General features: G+C 41.3%; 28 protein-coding genes and 1 pseudogene. 6 read left to right on the forward strand and 23 right to left on the reverse strand.

Annotated features, from left to right (window positions below; translation table 11 throughout):
* Positions 1–278: 278 nt before the first annotated feature.
* The 12 genes from EYS13_RS10900 to EYS13_RS10955 all read right to left on the reverse strand — a co-directional run bounded on the left by EYS13_RS10900 (position 279) and on the right by EYS13_RS10955 (position 8,947).
* Positions 279–1,796 carry a S41 family peptidase gene (locus EYS13_RS10900; protein ID WP_227762433.1) on the reverse strand — a complete coding sequence of 506 codons (1,518 nt, stop codon included), beginning with the start codon at positions 1,794–1,796 and terminating at the stop codon, positions 279–281.
* A 322-nt stretch (positions 1,797–2,118) separates the two neighbouring features.
* Positions 2,119–2,667 (reverse strand): hypothetical protein, encoded by a 549-nt coding sequence (locus EYS13_RS10905; RefSeq protein WP_227762434.1) that lies wholly within the window; start codon positions 2,665–2,667, stop codon positions 2,119–2,121.
* Positions 2,668–2,916: 249 nt separating this feature from the next.
* Complete coding sequence (locus EYS13_RS10910; protein ID WP_227762435.1) at positions 2,917–3,336, reverse strand: peptidoglycan recognition protein family protein; 420 nt, start codon at positions 3,334–3,336, stop codon at positions 2,917–2,919.
* On the reverse strand, positions 3,323–3,460 hold the full coding sequence (locus tag EYS13_RS10915) for a YvrJ family protein (protein WP_277998277.1): 138 nt from the start codon (positions 3,458–3,460) through the stop codon (positions 3,323–3,325). The genes EYS13_RS10910 and EYS13_RS10915 overlap by 14 nt, the downstream gene beginning before the upstream one ends.
* A 1-nt stretch (position 3,461) precedes the next feature.
* Positions 3,462–3,710, reverse strand: a complete 249-nt coding sequence (locus EYS13_RS10920) for a hypothetical protein (RefSeq protein WP_227762437.1) — start codon at positions 3,708–3,710, stop codon at positions 3,462–3,464.
* Between the two features lie 166 nt (positions 3,711–3,876).
* Positions 3,877–4,098 carry a DUF2922 domain-containing protein gene (locus EYS13_RS10925; RefSeq protein WP_227762438.1) on the reverse strand — a complete coding sequence of 74 codons (222 nt, stop codon included), beginning with the start codon at positions 4,096–4,098 and terminating at the stop codon, positions 3,877–3,879.
* A gap of 40 nt (positions 4,099–4,138) precedes the next feature.
* Positions 4,139–4,363, reverse strand: coding sequence for a DUF1659 domain-containing protein (locus tag EYS13_RS10930; RefSeq protein WP_227762439.1), 225 nt, complete (start codon positions 4,361–4,363; stop codon positions 4,139–4,141).
* A gap of 186 nt (positions 4,364–4,549) precedes the next feature.
* A complete protein-coding gene (gene hepT, locus EYS13_RS10935; protein WP_227762440.1) occupies positions 4,550–4,975 on the reverse strand; it encodes a type VII toxin-antitoxin system HepT family RNase toxin in 426 nt (141 codons plus the stop codon).
* Positions 4,965–5,399 (reverse strand): type VII toxin-antitoxin system MntA family adenylyltransferase antitoxin, encoded by a 435-nt coding sequence (mntA, locus tag EYS13_RS10940; RefSeq protein WP_227767898.1) that lies wholly within the window; start codon positions 5,397–5,399, stop codon positions 4,965–4,967. Before mntA ends, hepT begins: the two co-directional genes overlap by 11 nt.
* Before the next feature lie 100 nt (positions 5,400–5,499).
* Positions 5,500–6,768, reverse strand: coding sequence for an ArnT family glycosyltransferase (locus EYS13_RS10945; protein WP_227762441.1), 1,269 nt, complete (start codon positions 6,766–6,768; stop codon positions 5,500–5,502).
* A 366-nt stretch (positions 6,769–7,134) separates the two neighbouring features.
* The gene (locus EYS13_RS10950; RefSeq protein ID WP_227762442.1) at positions 7,135–7,650 is read right to left on the reverse strand and encodes a YwgA family protein; all 516 of its coding nucleotides are present in this window, start codon (positions 7,648–7,650) and stop codon (positions 7,135–7,137) included.
* A 34-nt stretch (positions 7,651–7,684) separates the two neighbouring features.
* Positions 7,685–8,947 carry an HD domain-containing protein gene (locus tag EYS13_RS10955; RefSeq protein ID WP_227762443.1) on the reverse strand — a complete coding sequence of 421 codons (1,263 nt, stop codon included), beginning with the start codon at positions 8,945–8,947 and terminating at the stop codon, positions 7,685–7,687.
* Between the two features lie 360 nt (positions 8,948–9,307).
* On the opposite strand from EYS13_RS10955, the gene EYS13_RS10960 reads away from it, so the two are divergent.
* From EYS13_RS10960 to EYS13_RS10970, 3 genes are all read left to right on the forward strand, one after another.
* The gene (locus EYS13_RS10960; protein WP_227762444.1) at positions 9,308–10,612 is read left to right on the forward strand and encodes a transposase; all 1,305 of its coding nucleotides are present in this window, start codon (positions 9,308–9,310) and stop codon (positions 10,610–10,612) included.
* 262 nt (positions 10,613–10,874) lie between these two features.
* Positions 10,875–11,225 carry a nucleotidyltransferase domain-containing protein gene (locus EYS13_RS10965; RefSeq protein WP_227762445.1) on the forward strand — a complete coding sequence of 117 codons (351 nt, stop codon included), beginning with the start codon at positions 10,875–10,877 and terminating at the stop codon, positions 11,223–11,225.
* A complete protein-coding gene (locus EYS13_RS10970; protein WP_227762446.1) occupies positions 11,222–11,599 on the forward strand; it encodes a HEPN domain-containing protein in 378 nt (125 codons plus the stop codon). The genes EYS13_RS10965 and EYS13_RS10970 overlap by 4 nt, the downstream gene beginning before the upstream one ends.
* A gap of 186 nt (positions 11,600–11,785) precedes the next feature.
* Here the strand turns inward: EYS13_RS10970 and EYS13_RS10975 are convergent, their stop codons facing one another.
* From EYS13_RS10975 to EYS13_RS11010, 8 genes are all read right to left on the reverse strand, one after another.
* The gene (locus EYS13_RS10975; RefSeq protein ID WP_227762447.1) at positions 11,786–12,868 is read right to left on the reverse strand and encodes a Fic family protein; all 1,083 of its coding nucleotides are present in this window, start codon (positions 12,866–12,868) and stop codon (positions 11,786–11,788) included.
* Positions 12,869–13,067: 199 nt separating this feature from the next.
* The gene (locus EYS13_RS10980; protein ID WP_227762450.1) at positions 13,068–13,796 is read right to left on the reverse strand and encodes a dolichyl-phosphate beta-glucosyltransferase; all 729 of its coding nucleotides are present in this window, start codon (positions 13,794–13,796) and stop codon (positions 13,068–13,070) included.
* Between the two features lie 39 nt (positions 13,797–13,835).
* Positions 13,836–14,282, reverse strand: coding sequence for a GtrA family protein (locus EYS13_RS10985; protein ID WP_227762453.1), 447 nt, complete (start codon positions 14,280–14,282; stop codon positions 13,836–13,838).
* Between the two features lie 82 nt (positions 14,283–14,364).
* Positions 14,365–15,279 (reverse strand): NAD-dependent epimerase/dehydratase family protein, encoded by a 915-nt coding sequence (locus EYS13_RS10990; RefSeq protein WP_227762455.1) that lies wholly within the window; start codon positions 15,277–15,279, stop codon positions 14,365–14,367.
* 14 nt (positions 15,280–15,293) lie between these two features.
* Entirely contained in the window at positions 15,294–16,286 is a 993-nt protein-coding gene (gene galE, locus EYS13_RS10995) for a UDP-glucose 4-epimerase GalE (protein ID WP_227762457.1), read from the reverse strand.
* 12 nt (positions 16,287–16,298) lie between these two features.
* Positions 16,299–17,711: a sugar transferase gene (locus tag EYS13_RS11000; RefSeq protein WP_227762458.1), complete on the reverse strand. Its 1,413-nt coding sequence runs from the start codon at positions 17,709–17,711 to the stop codon at positions 16,299–16,301.
* A 34-nt stretch (positions 17,712–17,745) separates the two neighbouring features.
* On the reverse strand, positions 17,746–18,879 hold the full coding sequence (locus EYS13_RS11005) for a glycosyltransferase family 4 protein (RefSeq protein ID WP_227762460.1): 1,134 nt from the start codon (positions 18,877–18,879) through the stop codon (positions 17,746–17,748).
* Positions 18,880–18,925: 46 nt separating this feature from the next.
* Positions 18,926–19,831 (reverse strand): O-antigen ligase family protein, encoded by a 906-nt coding sequence (locus tag EYS13_RS11010; RefSeq protein ID WP_227762462.1) that lies wholly within the window; start codon positions 19,829–19,831, stop codon positions 18,926–18,928.
* Positions 19,832–19,849: 18 nt separating this feature from the next.
* Between EYS13_RS11010 and tnpA the strand changes: the two genes are divergently transcribed.
* The 3 genes and pseudogenes from tnpA to tnpC all read left to right on the forward strand — a co-directional run bounded on the left by tnpA (position 19,850) and on the right by tnpC (position 22,176).
* Entirely contained in the window at positions 19,850–20,146 is a 297-nt protein-coding gene (tnpA, locus tag EYS13_RS11015) for an IS66 family insertion sequence element accessory protein TnpA (protein WP_227761716.1), read from the forward strand.
* A gap of 2 nt (positions 20,147–20,148) precedes the next feature.
* Positions 20,149–20,501, forward strand: a pseudogene (tnpB, locus tag EYS13_RS16565) (IS66 family insertion sequence element accessory protein TnpB).
* A gap of 79 nt (positions 20,502–20,580) precedes the next feature.
* The gene (gene tnpC, locus EYS13_RS11025) at positions 20,581–22,176 is read left to right on the forward strand and encodes an IS66 family transposase (protein ID WP_227761718.1); all 1,596 of its coding nucleotides are present in this window, start codon (positions 20,581–20,583) and stop codon (positions 22,174–22,176) included.
* 305 nt (positions 22,177–22,481) lie between these two features.
* Here tnpC and EYS13_RS11030 read toward each other — a convergent pair whose 3' ends face one another.
* From EYS13_RS11030 to EYS13_RS11040, 3 genes are all read right to left on the reverse strand, one after another.
* Positions 22,482–23,285 carry a glycosyltransferase family 2 protein gene (locus tag EYS13_RS11030; RefSeq protein ID WP_227762463.1) on the reverse strand — a complete coding sequence of 268 codons (804 nt, stop codon included), beginning with the start codon at positions 23,283–23,285 and terminating at the stop codon, positions 22,482–22,484.
* Between the two features lie 20 nt (positions 23,286–23,305).
* Positions 23,306–24,397, reverse strand: a complete 1,092-nt coding sequence (locus EYS13_RS11035; RefSeq protein ID WP_227762465.1) for a glycosyltransferase family 52 — start codon at positions 24,395–24,397, stop codon at positions 23,306–23,308.
* 119 nt (positions 24,398–24,516) lie between these two features.
* Positions 24,517–25,995, reverse strand: coding sequence for an oligosaccharide flippase family protein (locus tag EYS13_RS11040; protein WP_227762466.1), 1,479 nt, complete (start codon positions 25,993–25,995; stop codon positions 24,517–24,519).
* Positions 25,996–26,001: the final 6 nt, after the last annotated feature.

The following is a 26,001-nucleotide window of genomic DNA, read 5'->3' on the forward strand; positions in this document are numbered from 1 at the left end:
TTATTAGTTGTTAGTTGCTGGTTGTTAGTTGTTAGAATCAGCTGTCAGCTGTCAGCCGTCAGCTATCGAAGGTAAGCTTTAATCTTCGGTCCTTTGGTGCTTGTATTCCCCTGTAGTCAATCAACAGCTACGACCTTCGGTCGAGTCGCTAATCGTCAGCCATCAGCTGTCAGCCACTGCTAGTCTGCTGACGACGACAATATAATATCTTTCTACTTCCTGCTAAAATATTCCTGTAAATTTGACGTAAAAAAACCGGGGAAAGTTCCCCGGGCTGATTACTTCACTATGTATATTTCCTGCTTGGCGCTGCTAAAATCCACCCTTGCTCCCAAAGACTCGGAGATAAAGCGCAGGGGCACGAAAGACCTGCCGTTGACCAGTTCAGCCGGCGCTTCCAGCTTAACTTCCTTGCCGTCTATCAGGGCCTTGGGCTCACCGGGAGACAGCACAATGCGTTTTCCCCCGGACACAATTACAACTGCCTGCTTGCTTTTATCCCAGCTTACCTGGCTGCCGAAAGCTTCCGCCATGAAGCGCAGCGGCACCAGGGTCCTGCCGTTTCTCAGGTAAGGGATGGCATCCAAGGCCACTGCTTTTTGCCCCACTTGCGCCTCTTTTTTGTTTAAAGCCAAAGTTATCTTGAGAGGCTCTTTTTCCGGGGGAAGTTTTGCCAGCTCATCTTTTAAAAGCTCCACGGCCTTGGCCAGCTGCGCCTCTTCCCCTTCCACCACATAGTCAGGAGTCAGCCCTACGCCGTGGATCTCCCGCTCCTTGGGTGTGAGGTACTTGGCGGTAGTGAGCTTAAGCGCCCCGCCGTTGGAAAGCCTGAAGACCGTCTGCACCGAAGCTTTGCCAAAGGTCTGGGTCCCTACCAATTTGCCCGCGCCCAGGTCCTGGATGGCGCCGGCCACTATTTCGGAAGCGCTGGCACTGCCTTTATCCACCAGCACAACGGTGGGAATACCCAAAGCCGGGGAAAGGGACTTGTAGCTGTTCTTGATGCCGTCCCTGCCAACCACATGGAGCAGGATGCTGTCTTTTGGCGCAAAATCGGAGGCAATGCTGAGGCCCGATGTCAGATATCCCCCGGGGTTGTGCCGCAGGTCAAAGACCAGGGCCCGCATCCCTTTGAGCTTTAAATCTGCAATAGCCGCGTCAAACTCATCATCAGCATTGGAAGAAAATGTGGTTAACCGGATGTAACCAATGCTGTCCTCCAGCAATTTGGACTCTACCACTTCCAGCTGGATTTGCTCCCGGGTCAAAGACAAAATGAGAGGTTCTTTTTCCCCTTCCCGCTGGATGGTGAGGACCACAGCAGTGCCCGGCACTCCCCTGATTAAACCAACCACGTAGTCCAAGGGCTTGCCCACCACATCTTCGCCATCTACAGCGATTATTTTATCGCCGCTCTTTACTCCTCCCCGGGAAGCAGGGGTATTTTTCAGGGGCGCCACAACGGTTACAAAGTTATTAATCAACTCCACCTGCATGCCGACGCCGCTAAAGGTTTGGTCGGTAGAATCCTGAAACTCCGCAAATTCTTTGGCTGAAAAATAGACGCTGTAGGGATCTTGTAAACTATAGACCATGCCGTACACAGAATCCTGGTTCAACTGGGCCGCATCTACGGGACGGACAAAATTCTCAACGATATATTTCCTAACTTCATTTAAAACCTGGCTGTCGGAATTATCCGCTGCCTGGGCCTGTCCCGAGGGAAGCGCCAGGAAACTAAAGAAAAATACTGCCATGAGAAACCAACAACTAATCCTGAGCTTGTTTTTTGCCAAAAAAATTACCCCCAATATATTTTATTTAAGGAGAATTTCGACATGAGCAGCCAAAATCCTGTATGTGTTTAATTACTTAAGTCTCAGGTCCTGGATCAGTGTCTCCTGCTGCAGAGACCTCAAAGCTAACTTCTTCAGGATCTGATTTAAAACAGTTTCCATCTTTATTACCCCTTTCCCTTAAATACGTTTCCCATTTTAATTTAGGAGCCTCCGAAAAGGCCCTGCATCCAATATCAGCCTACAATTAACCACTCAATTTCTACCATTATTCAACATTTAGGGCATTTTCCCTTTAATTTTTCTTTTGGGAACAATCTTGTTACAAACGGTATCTGTCCAAAAAACTCTCTTCACATGCCAGCAGCGATTCAAACCTTACGCCCAGGTTGACCCGCCTATTTTCGGCTTTAATTAAATCCACCGCCTCATTCAGCTTCTGCCGCAGTTTATGCACCGTATTCAATGTGAAGAGGCTGCTGCCGTCATAAAAAGTAAGACTGGCTTTATAAATTCCTTCTTTAACCGGCTGCACCGTCTCAATATTTTGGAAAATGGCATAGCCCAGGGTACCTTCATCCTTGAAGCTCGCTTCCCGCACCTTCACCGGGATCAAAACCAGCTGGGGAGTGAGGAGCAATGGCAGGTCCTTAGAGTACCCCAACACCCCGGCAGCTTGTTTTTTAATCAGCGTAACGTCTTTGGCAAAGAACTTGGCCAGCTCCGTCAGTACAGTCTTGGTTTTTTTGTGCAGTCCCATCTTTTCCCCGCCATTTAACCAGAGCTGCGTGTAGTTTCCCCCGTCCTCCCCCGTGACAGGAAAGAAGCCATTAAGTCTTGGCAACAGTTCCTGCAGTTTAAGTACCTCCATAGTACCACCACCTCCCTGTTTTTCCCTTTTGATTATAATCGAACATATGTTTGTAGTCAATATTCTATAGTATCCTTTAAAGCTGCCTCAGTCCCCAGTCCTCAGTCACCAGTCTCAGAGGAATCCATATATCAAAGGACCAAAGGCTTGAGCTTTCGGCTGACGGCTGACAGCTGACGGCTGACGGCTGTTAGCTGACGGCTGACGGCTGACAGCTGACGGCTGACGGCTGTTAGCTGACGGCTGATGTTATCCATACTCATTAGACTGCAGCGCCCCGACCTCGGGAAAATACTTCCCAGGGCACCTGGTCCTGGCTCCCGGGACATCCCGGTGCAACAGCACATTTTCCCATGCTATGCCATATTCTTCCATAATGCTGCTTATTAGACGCCGCAGCGCCAGGAATTGTTCCTCCGTCAGCCGGCGATTTTCCATATTGCCTATTACCGCAACGCCTATTCCCCGGTAATTCATCCCGCTTGCGGCGCAGTGGGCGCCCGGCATGGCCAGCGATCTTCCTCGGACTACCCGCCCATCCCGTTCGATGATGAAGTTATAGCCCACATCCCGCCAGCCTTTGCTCAGGTGATACCGCCTGACCTGCCGGGCATCCTTCTCCTCCGCCCCGGTATGGTGCAGGATAATATGGGTCCTACGCAGCGCCATTTTCAATCGCCCTTTCCAAACTGGTAATTGCCGCCGTCAAATCGTCCAGCTTCTTCTCCACCCGCACCAACAGATAAATTGCCACCACCATGGGAAAACCGTAATTGGCTACCTGGGCCAGCATGCTATCCAAGCGACTCACCCCCACTGGAAAAGTCCCACTCCCGGACCACATTTTCTCGGGCCACCGCCTGCTGCAAAAGCTCCGCACAGGAGGAGCACAGCTCCAGATCGCCCACCAGCCTTCCTTCCCTTGCCACAAACATCTTCACCTCTATAAAAGTACTCCGGTCACAACACTCACATTTCATTTTCTTGGGCTGACTAAAAGTTAAAAAACTGACCTCTGACAATGCTTTCACCTCACTTAGCATTCAGCCGCCAGCTTTCAGCTATCAGCTTGTTCAACACCAAGCTTGACGTCTAAAAGCCAGTAGCCGATGAATAAAATAATATAGTGCTGCCGTCATGTCTTATGGCGCAGCCATCAGCTTTCACTTTTTTTAAGCTGATGGCTGGCAGCTGACGGCTAATAGCTTTTTACCCTGCAATCAAGTCAGTGACATCGGTGGTCACTACCCTGGCGCCGATTATTCCCACCAAATCACCTCCGGAAGTTTCAAAAATGTTTTTGGTGATTATGGTCTGCATGGCAGCCTGGACTTCCGCCTCAGTTAAGGTGTCCTTGGGGTCCAGCACCGAGATGGTGGTCCTGCCGCCCCCGGCGTTCCGGAATATCATCTCCAGCCTCTTGGTAAGCATGGGTTCACCCCCTTTCCGCTAAATTACCCGGATGTACATGTTAGACCTGGGCCAGGTCACTGGTGCCGATGAGCTGCACCGCATGCAGGGGGTTGGTCTGCAGCCCGGCAATTGCCACCGCCACATCATACACTTCCTGCTCTGGCATCAGCGGCTTGACCCTGCTGTAGGACCGGTTTCTGTAGACCGGGTTCCCACTGCCGTCGGTACCGGTCTGCACTACCAGGCGGAGCACCGACTGCACCGGAGTTACTACTACTGCCATGTTTCTCACCTCCTCGCCTTGAACTTGTCTTCATTGTACCGGGTGACAAGCAAAAACAAAAAAGCCGCTCCCAAACGGAAACGACTTAGTTGTGGAAAAAAACATGTTCGATCAGCAGAAAAACAACACACATATTCCAAAATATTCGCTTACATGAGAAAAAACCTAAAGCTATCTAAACTGCAGCTATTTTAAAATAAGTTCTTGCTTTATTAACTCAATAAAGTGATCCAGATCTTTTAAATCAGTTAAGAGAATGCTATACAGCTGAGCACTGTCTACATCCCAATAAACATGTACCAGCCTGTTCCTGAACTTGGCCATAGCTGTTAAGGTATCCATAAACTCCACGCTGAAAAAGCCTGCCTCACCCAAAATTTTAAAGGTATCACCATAGTCTTCAGGAACACGCAGCTTGTTTTTGGCAATTAAATGATTACAAATATCAATAATGGATTCAATTGCAACTATAAAATGGTACTTAGCACTGGCGACCATGTGGGGGTTATTGATAAACTCATGCTCCTGAAGACCGGCCAATTCGGCGAGACGGCCGCGAGCTGTGACCAATTCAACGATTAATTTTTTCATTTTATCGTAATCATATTTCAAAGCCCAAGGCCTCCTTAAAATAGCGTTTTCGGTATGGCTCAAAATCAAAGTACAAATCTAATGTCCTTTCTTGAAATGAAGCTCTATGCTCTTCATCTGTTTCAAAAAGCAATGTTCCTTTTTTAATTACCCCATATTTAAATGACAGAGGGGCAAAATTCAATACCCGCAGGTCCACTGGGTAGTTTATGGCCTTTTCCAATTCCATTTCAAGCCTAATCTCATATTCGGTAACTTTAGCTTTATCTACATTCTTCAGGCTATTGAGATATACTGCCAAATCAATATCCGCAAAGCATTCTTCCAAAAGAAACGAACCATGTAGATAAACAAAGCTAATCTGAGGATGTTGCAGCAACATTCCTTTGATAACGTCCAATATCAGCTCTTTTTCTTTCTCAGAAAGACTGTATCTTTTAGCCATGGTACCCAATTATTTCACTCCAAGCATATTATGACTTAATCATATTTTAGCATATCAAATTTCAAAATCCATATTTTTACAAAAAATCTTGTCCGTTTTCCTATGTTCTCGAAAAGTGATTCCCGGCAAAAATACTCCCCACCGCCCAGGCGGCCATCATGGCAAAGAGCGGCAGCAAGGGGAAGATGTACCGGGGCTGGCCTTCAAAGACAAAGTAAATCCCGGAAAAAAAGGCTATATTAATTAAGAGCACCAAGTGGCTCTTCACCTTCTCGCCGCGCCACAACGCCCGGGGCAGAACCAGCAGATACAGCGCCAGCATACCCAATAAAGCGTAATAGGCATAGCGGGCTGTCCTGTAGACCCAGGTCCGGTTGGCCAGGGGCTTACCGTCAGTCAGCTGCTCCACCGCGTAGTACACATCCCAGGCATCGTTATAGACATAGTAGAGCTTCTTAAAGCCCAGCCGGATAAACTCTCCCGGATGCTCCAAAATCCACTCCCTGGCCAGTTGCTTGCCCAGCTTGTCCACCGCCAGCTCGTCCCAAAAACCGGTCTCCTCGTTTTTATACTTGGCCAAGGGGCTGTTGGGAAACTTGAAGGGGTCCTGCCAGTGGCCGTTGGCATAGGGGTTGTTATTCAGGTAGAGGGTAATGCCCCCGTTGGTGGAGATAGGGATAAATTCCTTGAAAACAATGTAATTCCTGACAGTCCAGGGGCTGATGGCAAGCAGAGTAAAAAGGGCGATGACCGCCGCCTTTTTGAGGCTGGCCCCGAGACTCCCCCTCCACACCCAGTCAATTAAAAACAATACCCCGGGGAAAAGCAGCATAAACGGCTTGGTCAAAGCCAGGATACCGCTTACCACCCCCAGCACCGGCCCACTCCATTTCCTGTCACCCCTGCTGACTATAATCAGCAAAGCCAGCAGAAAAAAGAAAGTGAAGAAAATCTCGTTGGACAGCACGCTGGTATACGCAATGTTCCGGGGCGATAAAGCCAAAAAAGCGGCGGTCAAAACACCCACAGTTTTGTTGAAGAGCCGCTTGCCTAAAAAATATGCCAGCACAATAATGCCCAGGGACATCAGCACGTTCATCAGCTTGGGCACAATTAGCCGCGGGGCTATGGTGGAGTATAAAAGCGCCAAAAAGGCCGGGTAGCCGATGGGCTCAAAGGCTGTGGGGCTGCCGTAGAGCTTATACCCCATGCCCTGGGCAATGGACATGGCCCCCAAATGATACTTCAAAAAATCAAACACCGGCGCCGTCTTGACATTCAGCACCCAGAGGAGCCTCAGGATAAACGCCGCAGGCAAGATAAGATAAAGCCAGCGGTGAACATGACAGTCTTCCCTAGTAATTCGCAAAAATCACACCTCTGTCCGGAAAATTTAAGGTTCAATTCATAATTCAAAATTCAAAATTCTTTAGTGTTTCTCTTCAACCCATTGGAGTAAATTATGTTATGCTCTTCAAAACTTTTAATTATCCTGTTGCACGCCTGGTAATCCAGATGGGTCAATTTGCTCATGGACTTGACCGTCCTTAAATATTATTGTACTGAAATAGTGATAATAATAAAGCATTAAATATCAACAGACCCGGACTCGGATTTAAAAAAAAAAAGTAGGAGAGATTTATGGGGAGTATACTATGGCCAAGCGACCTATGTTTAAAGCCGCCCGTTGGCGGCTTTTCAGAACTTTTTAAATAACTCTAGGGTTAGAAAAAAGCTAATTAAGGGTTAAACCTGTAATTACTTCAAATGCCTGTGTTACCTCTTCATGCCTATAATTTTGGTCAGGTTTTAATTGGGTGCAAATCTCTTCCTCAGCTTTTTCCCGAGTATATCCTTTTTCAAGTAAAAACCACATAGTAGCTACCAATTCCAAAAACCTAGAGTCGTATTGGTTAAGTGTTAAAATCAACTTTCTTTGCTGTTGAGTAAAGCCTTCTACAGAAAACAGCTCCAAAAGTTCTCGGCCTTTATCAGTCAGCGAATAAGTATACTGGGGATAGCCGTAGGCTGTGCGTTCAATTTCTTCTTTAATTAACCCCATGACTACCAGTTCTTTAATCTTATTACTTAATGATTCTGAGTAAGGACCATAGTAATGATAGCTAAAATCTTCATTTAGGTTGACTCCCGCCTTTTGAGTAATATAAACTATTTTTTGCAATTTTTTTCTTCCGCTAACTTTGCCCAACAATCCGAAAAGTCGCAGCAAATTTTGATGGATTTCAAACATTCTCTCCCCTCACTTCAACTATAAAATATAATATTCAATTAAGTTTTTTAAGCTCATCATGACAAATTTTATCAGGAACGTAAATCCGCATTACCGCCCGCCGGTGACTGGCAATTGCTTTTATCGGATCACTAACCTTACTTATTTCTTTAATCCGGCCATCCTGTTCATCTTCAATCAGTATTTCAGGTTTTTGTTCATCATCTTCCTCCCTGGTATAATAATCATAAGCCACATCGGAAGTAGTGTCCTCTAAAATATAATATCTTGGGTCGTATCCATGATTTTCAATAACTTGTTGCACTCTATTCAAATAGTCCAAAGAAAAATCTTTTGGAAATATAAATGCTTTGAAAGGCTGTCTTTTTAAGAACCTTTGAGCCAGGTCTGACAGTATCGGATCAGAGTGATTAGCCCAATGTTTTATTTGTTGATAGAAGTCACTGTTATCTACCTGTAAATATTGCTCCAAACTAATTTCGGATTCGCCAAAAAACGGCCTTAACGAGGATACAATATCAATGTCGCTTAAATGCCCTTCGGTAAATAATTCATAAGCACGCTGCCAAATTTTTTGCAGCAGCTTTTCGAAACCCCGTGTCGTTTGATGGAAATAAACCTGCCAATATGCATAATATCGGGAGAAAATAAACTGCTCAGCCGCATGCAAACCGCCTCTTGCTATAAATACTCTATCCTTGTTCCGTGCAATCTTTTCTATTAATCTGTCCAGATCATATTTTCCATAACTAGTTCCTGTATAATATGCGTCCCTTAAAAGATAGTCCATTCTGTCCACATCTAGCTGGCTGGAAAGTAAGCTGCTTACAACTTTAAATTCCGGATCATGTTTCATTATTTTTGCCACTTGCTCAGGTAAATTTTGAGAAATTGTGCGTAGACACTTATTGATTTCAGTGGAGTCAGAAACAATCTCAACGGTCCATTTTTCATGTTTCTTTTTGGCGGTTAGGAATTTCTCCACTACATGAGAAAAGGGACCGTGACCTATGTCATGTAACAAAGCTGTAACTATCCCGGCCTTTTCCTCTTCTTCCGTTAAATCCATACCCTTCTCCCGCCATCTTTTTGCTATCCGTCTAAATAAATGCATAGTTCCTAAAGAATGCCCGAAACGGGAATGTTCCGCTCCAGGGTAAACCAGGGATGTAACGCCCAGTTGGGTCAGCCTGCGCAGCCGTTGAAACTCTTTAGTATTTAAGAGCGGTAAAATGTCCGACTCTACCTCAATAAATCCATGAATAGGATCTCTAAAAAGTTTAGACTCACCACTCATAGCAGCAGCCTCTGTCCCTTCTATCAAAACATATGTTCTATTTGTTTATTTCTCTAAAAGTTATAATTTTCCTGCCGCTGCATTAAAAAATAATATAAAAGCATCAAGACTCCCCGACGCCCAGGCGACCATCATGGAAAAGAGCGGCAGCAGGGGAGCTAATTGCGATGTTCCAGGAGTCAGATGGGACAAGGAATGAGAGAAACACAAAAATATATTTTCTCCCAAGATACATGCCATAAAGGCTAATTATAGCCTCATGTCCTAAGACTTAGCTAAGCAATAAAATAAGGCAGGCAAATCCCCTAAGTGGTAAAATGTAAGTGATCAAATCATTAACCCAAAAAGGAGGTTGCCTGCATGGCTATTATACCACAACTCAAGCTATTTAGCTGGAACGAAATTGAAGGACTGGGTGACTTAGAACGATTGCGGCTCGTACTAGAGTACATGCCAGATGAAGAATTGATGCGGCTATTGGAAGCAAAGCGAGGAAAGGGTCGGGATGATTACCCAGTGCGGGCGATGTGGAATTCAGTGCTTGCAGGAATAGTATTTCAACATGATAGCGTAGAAAAATTACGGCGTGAACTGGGCCGGAACGGGCAACTCCGTGATATGTGTGGATTTAAAGGTACGGCAGTACCTCCGGCTTGGGTTTATACACGTTTTTTAAAAAGCATAGTCGAATATACTGAAGAGCTCGATAACATTTTAGATCGCCTCGTTGAGCAGTTGCAAGAGATTTTGCCTGAATTCGGCAAGCGTCTAGCCATCGACAGTAAAGCGATCTCGTCTTACGCTAAGCAGCAGAATAAGAATCAAACACCTGATGGCAGGCGAGATACTGATGCCGATTATGGCAAAAAAGAATACAAGGGTGTAACCGAAGATGGCAGACTATGGGAAAAGATCATCAAATGGTTTGGCTACAAGTTACATTTAGTCGTAGATGCAACTTATGAACTACCAGTAGCCTTTAAAGTTACCAAAGCCTCGGCTTCGGATATTAAAGAAGGTCATGCCATGCTTGAACAAATAGAGCGGAGGCAACCAGAGATATTGAAAACAGCAGAGACCCTAGCAGCAGACAAGGGTTATGATGACACAAAGCTTATTGAAAAGTGCTGGGATAAGTATCAAATCAAACCGGTCATTGATATCCGTAATATGTGGAAAGACGGAGAAGAAACACGGTTGCTGAGCGGAAAGGAAAACGTAGTCTATAACTACAAAGGTAATGTATACTGCTATTGCCCGAAGACAAATACCCGGCGGGAGATGCCCAGTGGGGGATTTGAAAAAGACCGTAATACACTAAAGAAGCTATGCTGTGCCGAACATTACGGAATAGAATGTAAAGGCCGGGAACAATGCCCAGTAGCACAAGGGATACGTATACCCCTTTCAGAAGATCGGAGAATCTTTACGCCGATCGATCGAGCAAGCCAAAAGTGGGAAAAAGAATACGATAAGCGCACCAGCGTTGAGCGAGTAAACAGCCGTATTGACGTATCATTTGGCTTTGAACTGCATACGATCCGGGGCATGGCCAAGATGAAAATGCGATGTGGATTAGCATTATGTGTTATGTTAGCTATGGCGCTAGGACGAGTGAAAGAAAAGCAGGCAGATAAAATGAGAAGCTTGGTAGCTGCAGTTTAGCCACTATCATAAGTGAATAATAAATTTTAGAAAAGATATTCACAGGCCTAAATTGTGGATAACAGGACTTTTATGCTTTTTTAAAGGTTGAACTGTCAAAATATCTGTGATCCAAGTTTAAAACTTAAAAATTTAGAATGAGAAGTATTCCAATGTTATGACCTATAGAGAAAAAAAGAGTACAAAGCAAAAAGCTCCAGGGGGAAGATGTTTGGTTTATCTTTTGAGTATGATATAATTTAGTTAAGGTGGTGATTAACCCATGAAGTACATAAATGATAACAAAGACCTTACATATTCAGATCTTTTAGCTCTTCACGCATTTTCCGACCGGATTAAAAAAACGTTAGGAAATAATGTTCGAAGGATGATATTATTTGGCTCTAAAGCAAGAGGTACTTCCGGAATAAACTCCGATATAGACGTATTGATTTTGGTCAATAACGTAACTCGTACACTTAAAGATCAAATTTTTGATGTTACTGCTAATATTAATTTAGAATATGATGTTGTCGTCTCTCCCATAATTGTTACCACCGATATTTACCAAAAACCAGAATATAGAGAGACTTATTTTTATAAAGCAACCCAGGAAGAGGGTTATATTTTATGAGTCTAAGTAAGTGGAGATTAGAAAAGGCTCAAAATACATATAAAGAAGGACAGCATTTACTTGAAATTGGTTTGTATAATGGTGCAGTAAATCGGTTTTACTATGCTGCATTTCACGGTATTAGAGCATTATTGGCTACAAAAAAACTAGATTCCCCTAAGCATAGCGGAATAATAGCTCTTTTTAACAAAGAATTTGTAAAAACCGGTATTATGAGCAAAGAATCGTCTAAAATAATCTCAAAAGCTTTTTCCGAAAGATCACATGCAGATTATGATGACTTTAAACAATTTACTTGCGAAGAAGTATTGGAACTATCAACTGAAGTAAATAAGTTGCTACTAGAAATAAAGGAAGAAATTGAAAAAGCTTAAACTATTTGCTAGTTAGTGCAAGAGAAAATAAGTTGCGCAGCAAAACCACTTTTTAAAAAATAATAAAAAAGCATCAAGACTCCCCGCCGCCCAAGTGGCCATCATGGAAAAGAGCGGCAGCAGGGAGAGGATGTACCGGGGCTGGCCTTCAAAGATAAAGTAAATCCCGGAAAATGGAACATTTCCTCACCGGATCAAGTCCAAAAGGTCATAATAATAGTACTTGGTGTTTCTCTTCAACCCATTGGAGTAAATTATGTTATGCTCTTCAAAACTTTTAATTATCCTGTTACACGCCTGGTAATCCAGATGGGTCAATTTGCTCATGGACTTGACAGTGAAAATCGGAGAGTAAAACATCATATCCAGAATTATGGCCGCATTATGGGATTTTGTCAGACTTCTGACCAAATTAAGGTGTCTTTCATAAAGCTCGTTGATTTTTTCAACCCGCTCGATATTGAGCCTTGCCTGCTTAATAACCGCTTCCAGGAAAAATTTTATCCAGCCGTTCCAGTTGTCATCAAACCTGACGCTGTTTAACAGAGAATAATATTTAAATTTATCCTTCTCCAAAGTCTCACTCAAGAAAAAATACGGTTTAACAGTTACTTTTTTATAGTACAGATACAGGGGTATAAGGATCCTGCCTATCCTGCCATTGCCATCCAAAAAGGGGTGAATAGTTTCAAATTGGGCATGAATAATGGCTATTTTAACCAGTTCGTCAAAATCATCGTAGAGATTGATATAGTTATCCAGGTTGCTCATATAGCCGTCCACTAGCTCGGGAGAGGGGGGGACAAAAGAAGCATTCTCAAGCGTAGAACCAGGAGGCCCAATAAAATTTTGCACCCTTCTGAATTCACCCGGAGCCCTGCCTGCACCACGCACATTGTTGCCTAACAAAATCTCATGCAGTCTTTTTAATAACCTGGAAGATAAAGGCAATTTTTCCAAAAGCCTTTCGCCGGCAATCAACGCCTTGTGATAATTAAGCACTTCCTGAGTTTCATTGTGTTCGACCATGTCTTCCTCATCGTGTTCCAATGCTTCATCCAAAGTTACCCTGGAACCTTCAATTTTAGAGGATAAGGTGGCTTCATTTCTCATTAAAGGTTTAATAAAGAAGTCGGGATTTATTTTCGAGTATTTAATGGCTGATTCATAGGAGGCCAAATATTTATTGGCGGCAATTAACTCTTTAATAAACTCCTCTTGCCTGATCACATCCGCCAAAGGCAATTCTCTTGGTTTAAACGGTTTCATTTATCCACCCCCTTTAATATTATTATACTCAAATAGTGATAATAATAAAGCATTAAATATCAATAAATATTAATTCTAATAATAATCAAGGGCGAAAAAAATTGCCCCCTGCCTGGCCTATTTAAGCTCAATTCAAAAGTCATAATTCAAAATCCCTAAAACTCAACACTCAAAACTCATAACTCAAAACTAATGCAGCCTACCTCATCCTTAGCAAGTTCAACCTTATCTTTAACAGCTCCCAGAACATCTTGGCCGAATCCTTAATTGCATTGACTTTAGTGTCCGGCGAGTCGCTCCACTCCACCGGAAACTCGCATATTTTATACCCCAGCTTCCGGGCAATAAAGAGCACTTCCACATCAAAGCCAAAGCCCCACACCGTCTGCCTGGGAAATACCGCCCGGGCCGCTTCCCTGGTAAAGCACTTGAAGCCGCACTGGGTGTCCTTGATCCTGGTCCAGAACATGGTCCGCACAATCAGGTTAAAAGTCTTGCCCATGAAGACCCGGTACCAGGGCTGGCTTACCTTGATCACCGAATCCCGCAACGCCCGGGAGCCGATGACAATGTCATAGCCTTGCTCAAACCGGGGCAGAAAACGGTCAAACTCCTCAATAGGGGTCGACAAGTCGCTGTCGGTAAAGAGCAGGTACCTCCCCCTGCCGTTTAACATGCCGTTGCGTACCGTAAACCCCTTGCCCATGTTCCTGGGGTTTTTAACAATCCTGAGGTTGGAGTCTTTCTTCTTAAATTCTTCAGCCACCCAGACAGTCTTATCCCTGCTCCCGTCGTCCACAACGATAATTTCATAGGCAAAACCCTTTTTCTGCAGGTACTGATGGATCCTTTCCAAAGTACCGGGCAGCCTTTTTTCCTCATTATATGCCGGTATAATTACTGACAAAAACAGTCCCTTTTCAGCCACATTCACACCGCTCTCTTAAAAAAATAACAATTTCCCGCTTTACATGTTGCTAAAAAATCTCTCCACGTTTTTCAGATTAAAAACAAAATACTTGCTTAACACGTAGTTCAGTACAATTATAACCCCGTTGACAATCACCTGGCTCCAGAACTTGTCCAGGCCAAAAAATTGCACCAGGAGGATAAGGCCAGCCAGGTTCACCAAAAAGGTGAAACCTCTCACCGCCAAAAAGGCCAGGGCCTCGTGCCAGATGACTCCTTGGCCCGCAAATACATATTTGCGGTTGGTAAAAAAGGCAAAGGCAACGGCCAGGATAAAGGCCCAAAAAGCGCTGAGGCGGTAGTCCATCCCCATGTTCAGAAACAGTTTATATGACACAATATTGATTACAGTTGTAATCACGCCGAAAAACAAATAGGCGGAGATATTCCACAGTCTTTTCACAGGGTTAGTCCTTTCATAGATATTTACCCTGTTATTGTACACAAAAACTCCGACATTTTCATTGCTAATTTTTTGCCGGCAACAAAAAAAGCCTCCACAAAGCGTTTGCAGAGACTGTTATTGCTTAGTTTTGCCTATAATAACCCACCGTTGCTCTAATCCCTTCCTGCAAAGCAATGCCCGCTTTCCAACCCAATACTTCCTCTGCTTTTAAGGGAGCAAGGAAACTTTCTTTAATATCTCCGGGACGTTCAGGCGCGTAGCGGGGGACTGTTTCAGTGCCTACACAATCTTTAATCATCTGAAATAATTGATTAACGGATACCGCAACGCCGGTGCTGATATTGACTACCTGGCCGCTGCCTCTCTCTAAAGCCGCTAAATTAGCCCTGGCCACATCTTCCACAAAAATAAAATCCCTGGTCTGCTCACCGTCGCCGTAAATTGTCGGGGTTTCCCCTTTTAACAGTTTGTCAATGAATATGGCAACCACTCCGCCTTCACCGGAAGCATCCTGCCTGGGGCCATAGACGTTGGCATAGCGTAAAACAGTAAAATCCAGGCCATGCAGTTCTCGATACAGCCTGAGATATTTTTCAGGTACCTGTTTGCTGATGCCATATCCCGACTGGGGTTTTAACGGGTGTCCCTCATCCACCGGCAAATAATCCGGGTTACCATATACCGCTGCCGAAGAGGCATAAACCACCTTTCTGACTCCAGCCTCCCTGCAGGCCTCCAGCAAGTTAATAGTCCCTAAAATATTCACCGAAGCATCATACTGTGGATTTTTAATGGAAGTCTGCACATCAATCTGGGCTGCCTGGTGGATGACCATTTCAACTTTTTCCTGCAGCAGGATATCTTTCAGCCGTTCAGAACGCACATCTTCTTTATAGAAAATCGCTCCCTGGTGAATATTCTCCTCTTTTCCAGTGGAAAGGTTGTCCAAAATTACGGTATAAAAACCTTTTTCGATGCACTGTCTAACTATGTACGAGCCGATAAAACCGGCCCCGCCTGTAACCAGGACCCTCATTTAGACACTCCTAACTATTTATCCCCAAAACCTTTGGGGTGTTTTTTATGCCAACTCCAGGCTGTGGAAATGATAGTTTTCAGCTCCCCGTATTGGGGCTGCCAGCCCAGCACCCGCTTCGCCTTATCCGCCGAAGCCACCAAAACTGCCGGGTCCCCGGCACGCCTGGGTGCAATACTATATGGTATGGTATTCCCTACCACTTCTTCAGCGGTTCGCAAAACTTCCAACACAGAAAATCCCTGCCCGTTACCCAGGTTAAACACCTCAGATTTGCCACCACCAGTCAGGTACTCCAAGGCTTTTACGTGGGCATCGGCCAAATCTGTAACGTGAATATAGTCCCGAATACAAGTACCGTCAGGAGTGGGGTAATCATTGCCAAATACTTTTATCTCCGGCACATTACCCAAAGCAGCTTTAAGGACTAACGGAATCAGGTGACTTTCCGGATTATGGTCTTCTCCGATGTCGCCGGCTATATCCGCCCCTGCAGCATTAAAATACCGTAATGAGGCATATTTAAGGCAGTAGGCCTCCCCAAACCACTTCAGCATCCCCTCTACTGCCAGCTTTGTAGCCCCATAGGGGTTAGTTGGTATAGTGGGATGCTCTTCTGGAATCGGGACTTCCTGAGGCTCTCCATATACCGCCGCAGTGGAGGAAAAAACCAAATATGGTACCTCATATCGGACCATAGCTTCTAACAGGTTCAAAGTCCCGCCCACGTTATTCCTATAATAAATATCGGGTTTAACAACAGATTCTCCCACCAGGCTATAGGCAGCAAAATGCATTACCGCATCTATTTTATGAGTTGCAAAAACTTCTTCCAGTGCTGATTTATCGTTAATGTCCGCTAAAACAAATTGGGCATTTCCAACTGCTTCCCTGTGCCCTTTGACAAGGTTGTCCAGTACAATAAGGACATCAAACCCGGCCTTCTCCAATTGCCTAACGGTATGGCTGCCAATATAACCAGCACCTCCAATGACTAAAACCGTCATCTTAACACTCCTTTAAACTGTTTCCTTAGTAGGAGCTGCCTCACGTTTGCTCCTTCTTTTTAATGCTTTAATTTTTCTTAATAACTCTGGCTTAAGTTCTGAACAACCCCTTGCCTGCTCGGGTGTTAGTACTACTCTTATCGTCTGGAATATTAACTGAAGATCAAGTAAAAAAGAGTAATTTCTGATGTAAAGTAAATCATAGCGGAGTTTGTCAGCAACGTCAGTATCGTATTTACCTAATACCTGTGCCAAGCCTGTTATCCCCGGCTTAACCCTCAACCTATACTGGTAATGGGGGTAAAGCTCATTAAACTGTTCAACAAAGTATTGTCTTTCCGGCCGGGGGCCTACAAAACTCATCTCTCCCCTGAAAACATTAATTAACTGGGGCAGTTCATCCAACCGCGTGGCCCTTAAAAACCTGCCTACCTTGGTTATCCGGGGGTCGTTTTCTGTTGCCAGTACAGGCCCTGTCATTTTTTCCGCATCGGGGATCATAGTGCGGAATTTGATCACTTTAAAAGGCTTGCCGTTTTGTCCCACTCTTTCCTGGTAATAAAAGATCGGGCCGGGAGAATCCAGATAAATGGCAAGAGCAATAAAAGGAAATAGAATAGCGCAGAAAGTTAGGCCGATAACTGAAAAAATAAGGTCAAATGTTCTTTTTACAAAAGCCTGGACAAAGGAAAGATGCAAGCTTTCCAGTCTAAAGACAGGCACATCATCAACCTTTTGAAAATCAGCTTTATGTAAGAGTATTTCATACAACTCCGGGATCAGATAAACACTTTTATTTTGCTCTAAACAGATTGAGATAATTTCTGCTTTAAGCCTTTCATCCAAATTCCCGGCAAAACATATAGCATCCGCGTTTTGCAGGGCTTGTACAGCATGAGACAGTTCACCCGCCTGAAAGATACCTTTTATCTCATACTTTTCACCGGGTACAGTAAAAAACTTTAAGGCAACCAAATCAAGTTCTTTTGCCTTGCCAATAATAATGATTTTTTTAGGTTTAGTAAATGAACTGAAAAAAAGATAAAGTAATACTCTCCAAGTTCCGACTAACAGAGTGCCCGACAGTATCCCGCCAAGCAAAATACTCCTGGGGAATGCAAAACCCCTGCTAAAGAAAGCCATAGCAGCTGTACCCATAGATATAATCACATTTGCCAGAAATATTAAATAAACAATGTCTAACAGCTTTTTCCCAGTGTTGGTGTAGAGACCCAGCAGCCAGTAACAAAAAAAACATAACAACCCTATTGCGGGTAAAAGAAACAAATACGGCTGTAAATTTGCAGTTGGTATTTGCCCATCAAATTTAATTAAAAACGCCAGATAAAAGCTTAAGTTAATCAAAATAATATCTATTAAAATAATGGCTAATTTTATTGTTTTTCCCCTACTTGGTATATTCATCCCCGGATCTCCCCCGAACACACTGACTCCATACTCACAAATATTGGCGATAAATTTTCTCCATTTCCTTTAACACATTATCCAAAGAATATGCTTCAATTGCTTCCCTGCCTGCTTGCCCCATTTGCTCCCGTAATGATTTGTTACTGATGAGTTTTTCAAAAGCCTCAATCAATTCACTGATGTTATTTAAAGATACTAGTAACCCTGTCTTATTATGTCTAACTAGATCCCTTGAGCCGCGAACATCTGTAGCAACCACTGGCTTACCGCATGCCATTGCTTCCATAATACATCTTGGTAGACCCTCGTGTTTTGATAGAAGTGTAATAATATCTGAATCTTGTATTATCAAAGGAACATCATTTCTAAATCCTAAAAAGTATATGCGAGGTATTTTTTCTGTTTTAACTTTTGATTCTAAATTTGATTTTAATTTTCCATCTCCTACTAGAATTAAGTTAATATTATCATATTTATTAGCGAGAATTTTCCATGCTTCTAGAAGAAAAATATGATTTTTTCTCGGAATTAATTCAGCAATACAGGTAATTACTACTTTGTCTTGTAAAAGTTGTAATTCTTGTCTCAAGCTGGTTTTTGGCTTATTATTACTATACAGGTTTAAATCAACACCAACCCCATGTACATAAAATAAATTTTTATCAGGTATAAATTTTAATTTTTTACCTGCATTAAAATCTTCTTCATTCATCACAATTAACCCATCTGTCCAGTGAGCCGCTAATCGCTCTGCAGTATAATAGATAAGCCAGTTTCGTAGCGGAGCACCCTGGTAAAAATGGAAGCCGTGTGCCGAGTAAAGAACCGGACCCTGATTTGTAGCTTTAGCGAGATACCTACCCAAAAATGCAGCTACTGGCGTGTGAATGTGAATAAGGTCAAAGTAATGCTCCTTAAGTAAAGTCCTCAAACGGCGATAAGCCTGAACATTACCAAGGCTGTAAGGGGAACGGGCAAAAGGAATTTCCCAGCATATTACGCCAATTTCCTGTATCTCCTCTAATCTTCCTTCAGCAGATGAAGCCGCTGCATGCACTTCATAACCTTCTTTTTGAAGCATTTGTATAAAAGGTTTATGAAAAGCCGCTAAATGAGTATATACTGTAGCAATAAACAAGACCTTTTCTTTTGTGTTGATTCCCATTTTTCCTCCAAACGAACGTATATCCGATTATACCTTGTTGGCCATTTCATAATTTTATTTTATCGTCTTTCAACAACAATTTAGGTAAAGGAGCTGAAACAAACATTATTCCCATAGCCGTCCAGAAAAGTGTATTTGTTAAAACACTTAAGAATAATGAAGAAATATAAAAGCCTTTAAGTGCCATTGACATAGCTAGCTTCTTTTTTTTATGTAACATGATAAATCCGATAGCTAACATAAATATTATAAGCAATGTAGCAAATATACCTGTTTCACTTAATGATTCAAGAATTAAATTATGGGCCGTTGTATTCCCCCACAACGAACCAAATTTTCCAGGGCCAACACCCCAAAAGGGATTATCTTTCCAAATATTAATTGCGTAGGATAACAAGAACATTCGAGTTGTATCAGAACGACTCCCAATTCGTACAATAAATACAGCGGCTGAACAAGCTGTAAGAATTACAAACCATATCATTGCTCTTATAGAACGTCTATATAAACAGACTAAAATTATTCCTATAATTGCTCCTAACAATCCACCTCGTGAAAAAGTTAGAACAAGCGATGTAAACATTACTATTACTAAAGTCAGCGTTCTTAAATTAGGTTTCAGTAAATAATCATAAAAAATCAGTATTAGTGGAATAATCAAATATAATGCAAAAACATTTGAATCCCCAACTAATCCCTCAACTCTTAATAATCTAACACCAAATAAATACCATACATCTTGACCACCTTGAGAACCAATAAGGATTTTGTTAGATATCAAGTAAACAATTTCTTGTAAAATTCCAAAAAGAGCATTAACAACCCCAAAAATGACAAAACTTTTTTCAATCTGCTTAGGTTTTAAAATTAAAATGCATGTTGCAATGTAAGCGTCAAATAATCCACACCTATTAATACAGAACAAAAGTTGAGAAAATAGACCTGAACACAAAAATGGAGGTGTTCAGGGATGGACAAAAACCTAGCTGAAATCTGGGAACAACGGCTCAGGGAACATGAGCAAAGTGGCCAAACCATTGCCAGCTGGTGCAAACACAACAATATCAGAACCAACCAGTTTTTCTACTGGCGCCGCAAACTACGGCCAGAAAAAAAGCAAGACCAGCCCCAAATAAAATGGATAGCCGTACCTAAAAACCCGGCCAAAACAAGTGGCATAACCATTACCCTTGGGCAAATAAAAATAGAAATAACCCCGGGATTTGACCCAAAGCTGCTGCGTGAAATCATCGAGGTGCTTACCTAGCCATGATTAATGAAATTACAAACCAGGAAGTATATCTGGCCTGCGGCAGCACAGATCTTAGAAAATCCATAGACAGCCTGGCAGTACTGGTCAAAGAAGCTTTAACCTGGATCCCTTCAGCCCCTGCTTATTTGTCTTTTGCAACCGCAACCGGGACAAACTAAAGATCCTGCAGTGGGACCATAACGGTTTCTGGCTCTACTACCGGCGCCTGGAGAAAGGTAAGTTTGACTGGCCAGAAAAAAACACCGATATATTAAGCATCAGCTACCGGCAGCTGCGCTGGCTGTTAGATGGCTTATCACTGAAAGAAACCCGGGGCCATCAGGAAGTAAAAGAGCGCACCATAATATAATATAAAGATAATTAGCGAAAAACGAAGAAAATAGCAAATAAATGGTTAAAAATTCATAAAAACATGCTATAATTAAGGCATGAGTACACAAAACAATTCCGCACTTACAATTGAAGAATTGACCATAACCATCCAGGCTTTAGAACAGCAGATTGCGGAACTTAATGCTAAACTAAAATGGTATGAAGAACAATTCCGCCTAAGTCGCCAAAAACAGTATGGAAGCGCCAGCGAAAAGACCCCGGCTGAACAAATCAGCCTGTTTAACGAAGCGGAAGATACAGCGAGTCCCCAAGCCAAAGAAGAAACCATAGAAACCATCACCTACAAGCGGAAGAAAAAACAGCCTGGACAAAAAGCAGAACAGCTCTCCGAACTGCCGGAAGAAATCATCGAATACAGGATTAGCGAAGAAGAAAAAGTCTGTCCTTGCTGTGGTGGCAAACTGCATGAAATGAGCACTCAGGTCAGGCATGAGCTTAAAGTTATCCCTGCCCAGGTATCAGTAGTAAAACATGTCCAGTACATCTATGCCTGCCGGCAGTGTGAAAAAGAAAACATCAAAACCCCGATCATAAAAGCTGAAATGCCAAAACCCCTGCTGCCGGGAACCTTAGCCTCTCCATCCATACTGGCCTACATAATGGATCAGAAATATACCAACAGCCTGCCGCTCTACCGCCAGGAACAACAGCTATCCCGTCTGGGAATAGAATTATCCAGGCAAACCATGGCCAACTGGATCTTGGCTGCTGCTAATCCCTGGCTAAAAATCATATATGACCGCCTGCATGAAAAACTCTTAACCAGAGAAATCCTGCACGCTGATGAAACAACCCTGCAGGTACTAAAAGAACCGGGGCGAACAGCAGAAAGCAAATCATACATGTGGCTCTACCGGACAGGAAAAGAAGAACCGCCCATAGTCCTTTATGATTATCAAACCACCAGGGCCAGCAAACATGCAGACAAATTTCTCCAGGGATTTAAAGGGTATCTGCAGACAGACGGCTACAGCGGATACGGCAAATTAAACGGAGTCACCATAGTCGGCTGCTGGGCCCATGCCAGAAGGAAATTCACCGAAGCATTAAAAGCCCTGCCGCCAGAGCAGAAAGACAAACCAGTAGCCGCCAAAGTGGGGCTTGAATACTGTAACCGGCTCTTTGCCGTAGAAAGGCAGTTAAAAGAAGCCACTGCCGAAGAACGATATCAAAAACGGCTGGAAATATCCAAGCCAATATTGGAAGAATTCTACATATGGCTTAAAAAACAAAGACAACAAACGCTGCCCAAAAGCGCATTTGGGCAGGCGATAAACTATTGCCTTAACCAATGGGAAGAACTCAATCATTATTTATTAGACGGTAGATTAGAAATAGACAACAACCGGGCGGAGCGCTCGATAAAACCCTTTGTGATTGGTCGAAAAAATTTTCTGTTTTCCAATACCCCTAGGGGAGCCAAAAGCAGTGCGATAATCTACAGCATAGTTGAGACCGCCAAAGAGAACAAACTGAAACCTTATAACTATCTGATACACCTGTTTGAAAAAATGCCAAACCTTGACCTTACAGATCCGGAAATAGTAGACAGCCTGCTGCCCTGGTCAGAAACATTGCCTGAAAATGTTAGGATGTCATCTAAGGATAATAATACTGGATTAAAGGCTTAAGGGATAGGTGTGTTCTTTTTGACGCTTACGTTGCAATCAGAATTCCCCTAACTATTGATAAAAAGTTAACATTGCCAAAACAATTATTAAGCAAACTAGATAAAATAAGTAAACCTAAGTATAAACTTGCTAAACATAACCAAATAATATTTATTCTGCATGATTGCTTAAATAATGACCTTATCAGAGTTAGAATAAATAAGATTATCAATAAAATATTAGTTGGTGCTACAATTCCATTTCCTAAGCCTGAAATCGATATACCGAAAAATAAGATGATTACAGCTATAGTATCAGATTTTAGTTTACATGCCATTTTTCTTGAACCGCCTTTGATGATGTAAAAACATTAAGTTTTTAGGTATCAATCCTAGTATAATTGGCTTGAATACATAAATATAATCTTTTACACATACTCCCATTTTTCTATAACCATTTAATCGAACTTTGGCTTCTATTAATCGATATTTGAAAGCTCTTCTGGAATAGTCACTGATATCCCAACGTATTTTGTACAAAATCTTGGGTAATGTTTTAATTACATAGCCTTTGCTGACCAATCTCATCCATAGCTCATAATCCTCTACCCTAAAAGCTTCTTCATTATACATTCCAACATCTACTATATCTTGTTTTCGCATTAACACCGTTGCATGGATTACAGATGATGCTTTTACCCAGTCGTTTTTAGTGGGGATCTCTGGTGGTTTTATTTCTCCCCACACATTACCATTTTGGTTTACTAAATTAGCATATGTCCCTATAACAGATACTTCTTTATGGATATTTAAAAAATTTACTTCTTCTTCAAGACGATTTTCTATTGAAACATCATCAGCATCTTGCCTAGCTAAATACTCCCCTGAGGCCACCATAATACACCGATTTAATGAAGCTCCAAGCCCTATATTCTTTTTATTTCTTAATAATATAATCTTAGAATGATTTTTGGCTATATTTTGTAAGATTTCCCAAGTACCATCGTTTGAGCCATCATCGCAAATTATAAATTCCCAATCCCTATATGATTGGTTCAAAATCGATTGAATTGCCTTTTTTACTGTATCTTTGCTGTTGTAAACACCCATTATAACGCTGACTTTTGGCATACGTACCTCTCCATATAATTCTAGTAAAAAAATGCTTCATCAATTGTCTTTTTCCACGATGATAAATCGTTTTCTTTGTGCTCAATTTTTTCAATACCATTATTATATTTATAGTTAGTTAACTGCATTATTGCTGCTCTTAATTCTGTTCCATCTTCCGGAGCCCACACTTTATTTCCTATACAATTATTTAATAATGAATTTGCCTCTTCTTGTTTACCAAAAAGGAGCTTTTCTAACCATATAACATTACCATTAAACCGAAATAAGTAATTTATAGCAGCACTAGAAAAATACGAAATTACATAATCAGGTCTATAAAAGCTAAATATAGTTTCTATAGGAACATAGGTTAATTCCCAATTACAAATTAAACCATTATCCATATATATATTTAATTTAGTTTTACTTTCACGAGGATGTGGTTTTACCATAATTGGCTGCTTACTTTCTTTTGTAATTTCACCTATCATCTGAATTATCTTCTTTTCTTTTTCCCATGTGATTAATTTGTCTTCACTTAATGGTTGTCCAAGTAATATACCACTAACTTTGTAATCTAAGTTAAATGCGTTTTTCAATCCTATAATATTACAATATTCTTTCGTTAAATTTTGCGGAAATGGCCCTTTTGGCCATTCTATAAACAGTGCTCTTTCACCATATCCTGGTCTAACTAAAGAAACATCAGATACAATACAAACATCTGGATTACAAACCTGCCCAACATGTTTTCCTTCTGGATTACCATATCCAAGTATTTTTTTTAACTTGCCTTTCACTTTATGAAAGATTTTATTATTATCATATTTACTAGTAACATTAATATATGTTGAAATACCTTCTTCAACTAATATTATCTTATTATTTTTGAGCTTTCTTCGATAAGTTTCTATTAGAGAAGCGTTTATTGGATGGTGGTCAATAAAAGTTATTAATATATCGGGTACAAATTTATCAAAATAATGATTAGCAAAAATCCTTGCAGCTTTAATAGATATAATGTTTTGTATTAAATTTAGTGCGCTCTTATTAACTCTTTTAAGTCCATTTAAATAATGAATGGCAAACCATTCTTTCTCTTTTTTTAAAAGATTCAAATATGGTAACATTGTCTCTTCGATTAATACTAAATCAATAATTAGATCTTCTCGCCTAATCGATTTAGCAATTCGCGTTATCAAATATGCAATATATAAATGAAATGGTGTGTTTACTAAAATTGTTACTCTCAGGCCCCTTCACCAACCTCTATCCCACTTGTTTTTGTTTTTTTGTACTTAGTCAAACTAATCCAAAACAATATTCCGCCTGATATTATTACGTAACTTATTTGTAAAATTGTTTTTAATATATATTTAACCATTAAATTTTCCAGAAGAATTATTGGAATCATTACCAATAATAGTGGAAAAAGCAAACTCCACGAAAATATAAAACTTTTAACCCTACTAGTATTCAAAATAATTAGCGCTTTATAATTAATTACTAACATATATAATAAATAAGCTATCGATGTGCCTACAGCCACTCCCTCTATCCCATAATTAAGCTTGATCATTAATATGCTAAGTATAATATTCAAAATTGCTGTTAAGCCTAGTGCCTTTAAAATTATACCTTGTTTCGATAATGTATTAAACAAATGTCCTGCCATTCCAACCAAGGTTATAGGATAGACTCCAAGTACTAAGATTTGTGCTGCTATTATTCCTGGAAGATATTCTGGCAAAATTATTTTTACTAGCAATGGTAAAAAGATATAGATTAGACCCACAACAATGGAAATAACTGGAGCAAATAACATATTAAGTTTCTCGACTAATTCTTTTAATTTTTGTTTATTATTTGTTTTACCATATAGGTAGGGGAACTTTGGGTAAATCACTTGATTAACCACCTGGGTTATCATCATCAAAGTAGAATAAGTAATAAGAGCAATGCTATAATATCCAAGTTGTAGCGGAGATAATAAAAAAGATATTATTACCCTATCTAAACTTGTAATTAGAGTCCATGCTGTTCCTACTAAAAGAATTGGGAAACCTATTTTAGATAATTCATATGTTTTTTTAAAATTGAAAGTAATCCTAAGGTGCTTAAATTTTTTTCTTGCTAAATAGAGTTCAACCAACAATGATATTGCTAAACCCCAAAAAAGCCCAGGAAATCCCATAAACTTAACAAATAAAATAGTTAGCACAGCCTTAATTACAATTTTTATTAATAGAAGCTTAGAGAGCCCTGAAAAATCTTCTTCGGATTTATAAATAACTTCTCCATAATTACAAATCGTCTGGATAAATAAGATAATTGAAGTCGCCACGATACTATAAACCATTAAGTTATTCCATTTGTAAATGAAGCTAAATAGAGTCGACCCGATACCTAATAGCAATGACAATAATAAAGGAAACCCAAACAAAGATCCAAAAGCGATGCTTTTAAGTCGTTTTACATTCTCCAAATCGTTTTTGCCAATGAAAAAAGGTATTTCTCTATTAATTGCATTCAAAACACCCAAATGCGAAAGTTGGCCGTAAATAAAAGCTAGTGATAACGTAAGCCAGATACCATATTGTTCTGGGCCTAAAAGCTTCCTAACCCAGATATCAGATACAAAAGAAAGCATTTGCGCAAAAACAGTAACGAAACCTATTGAAACTAAATCACTGAGAAGCTTATTTTGTTGTATTATTTTTTTTAACAATTTCTT

The sequence above is a fragment of the Zhaonella formicivorans genome (assembly GCF_004353525.1).
GTDB lineage: Bacteria > Bacillota > DUOV01 > DUOV01 > Zhaonellaceae > Zhaonella > Zhaonella formicivorans.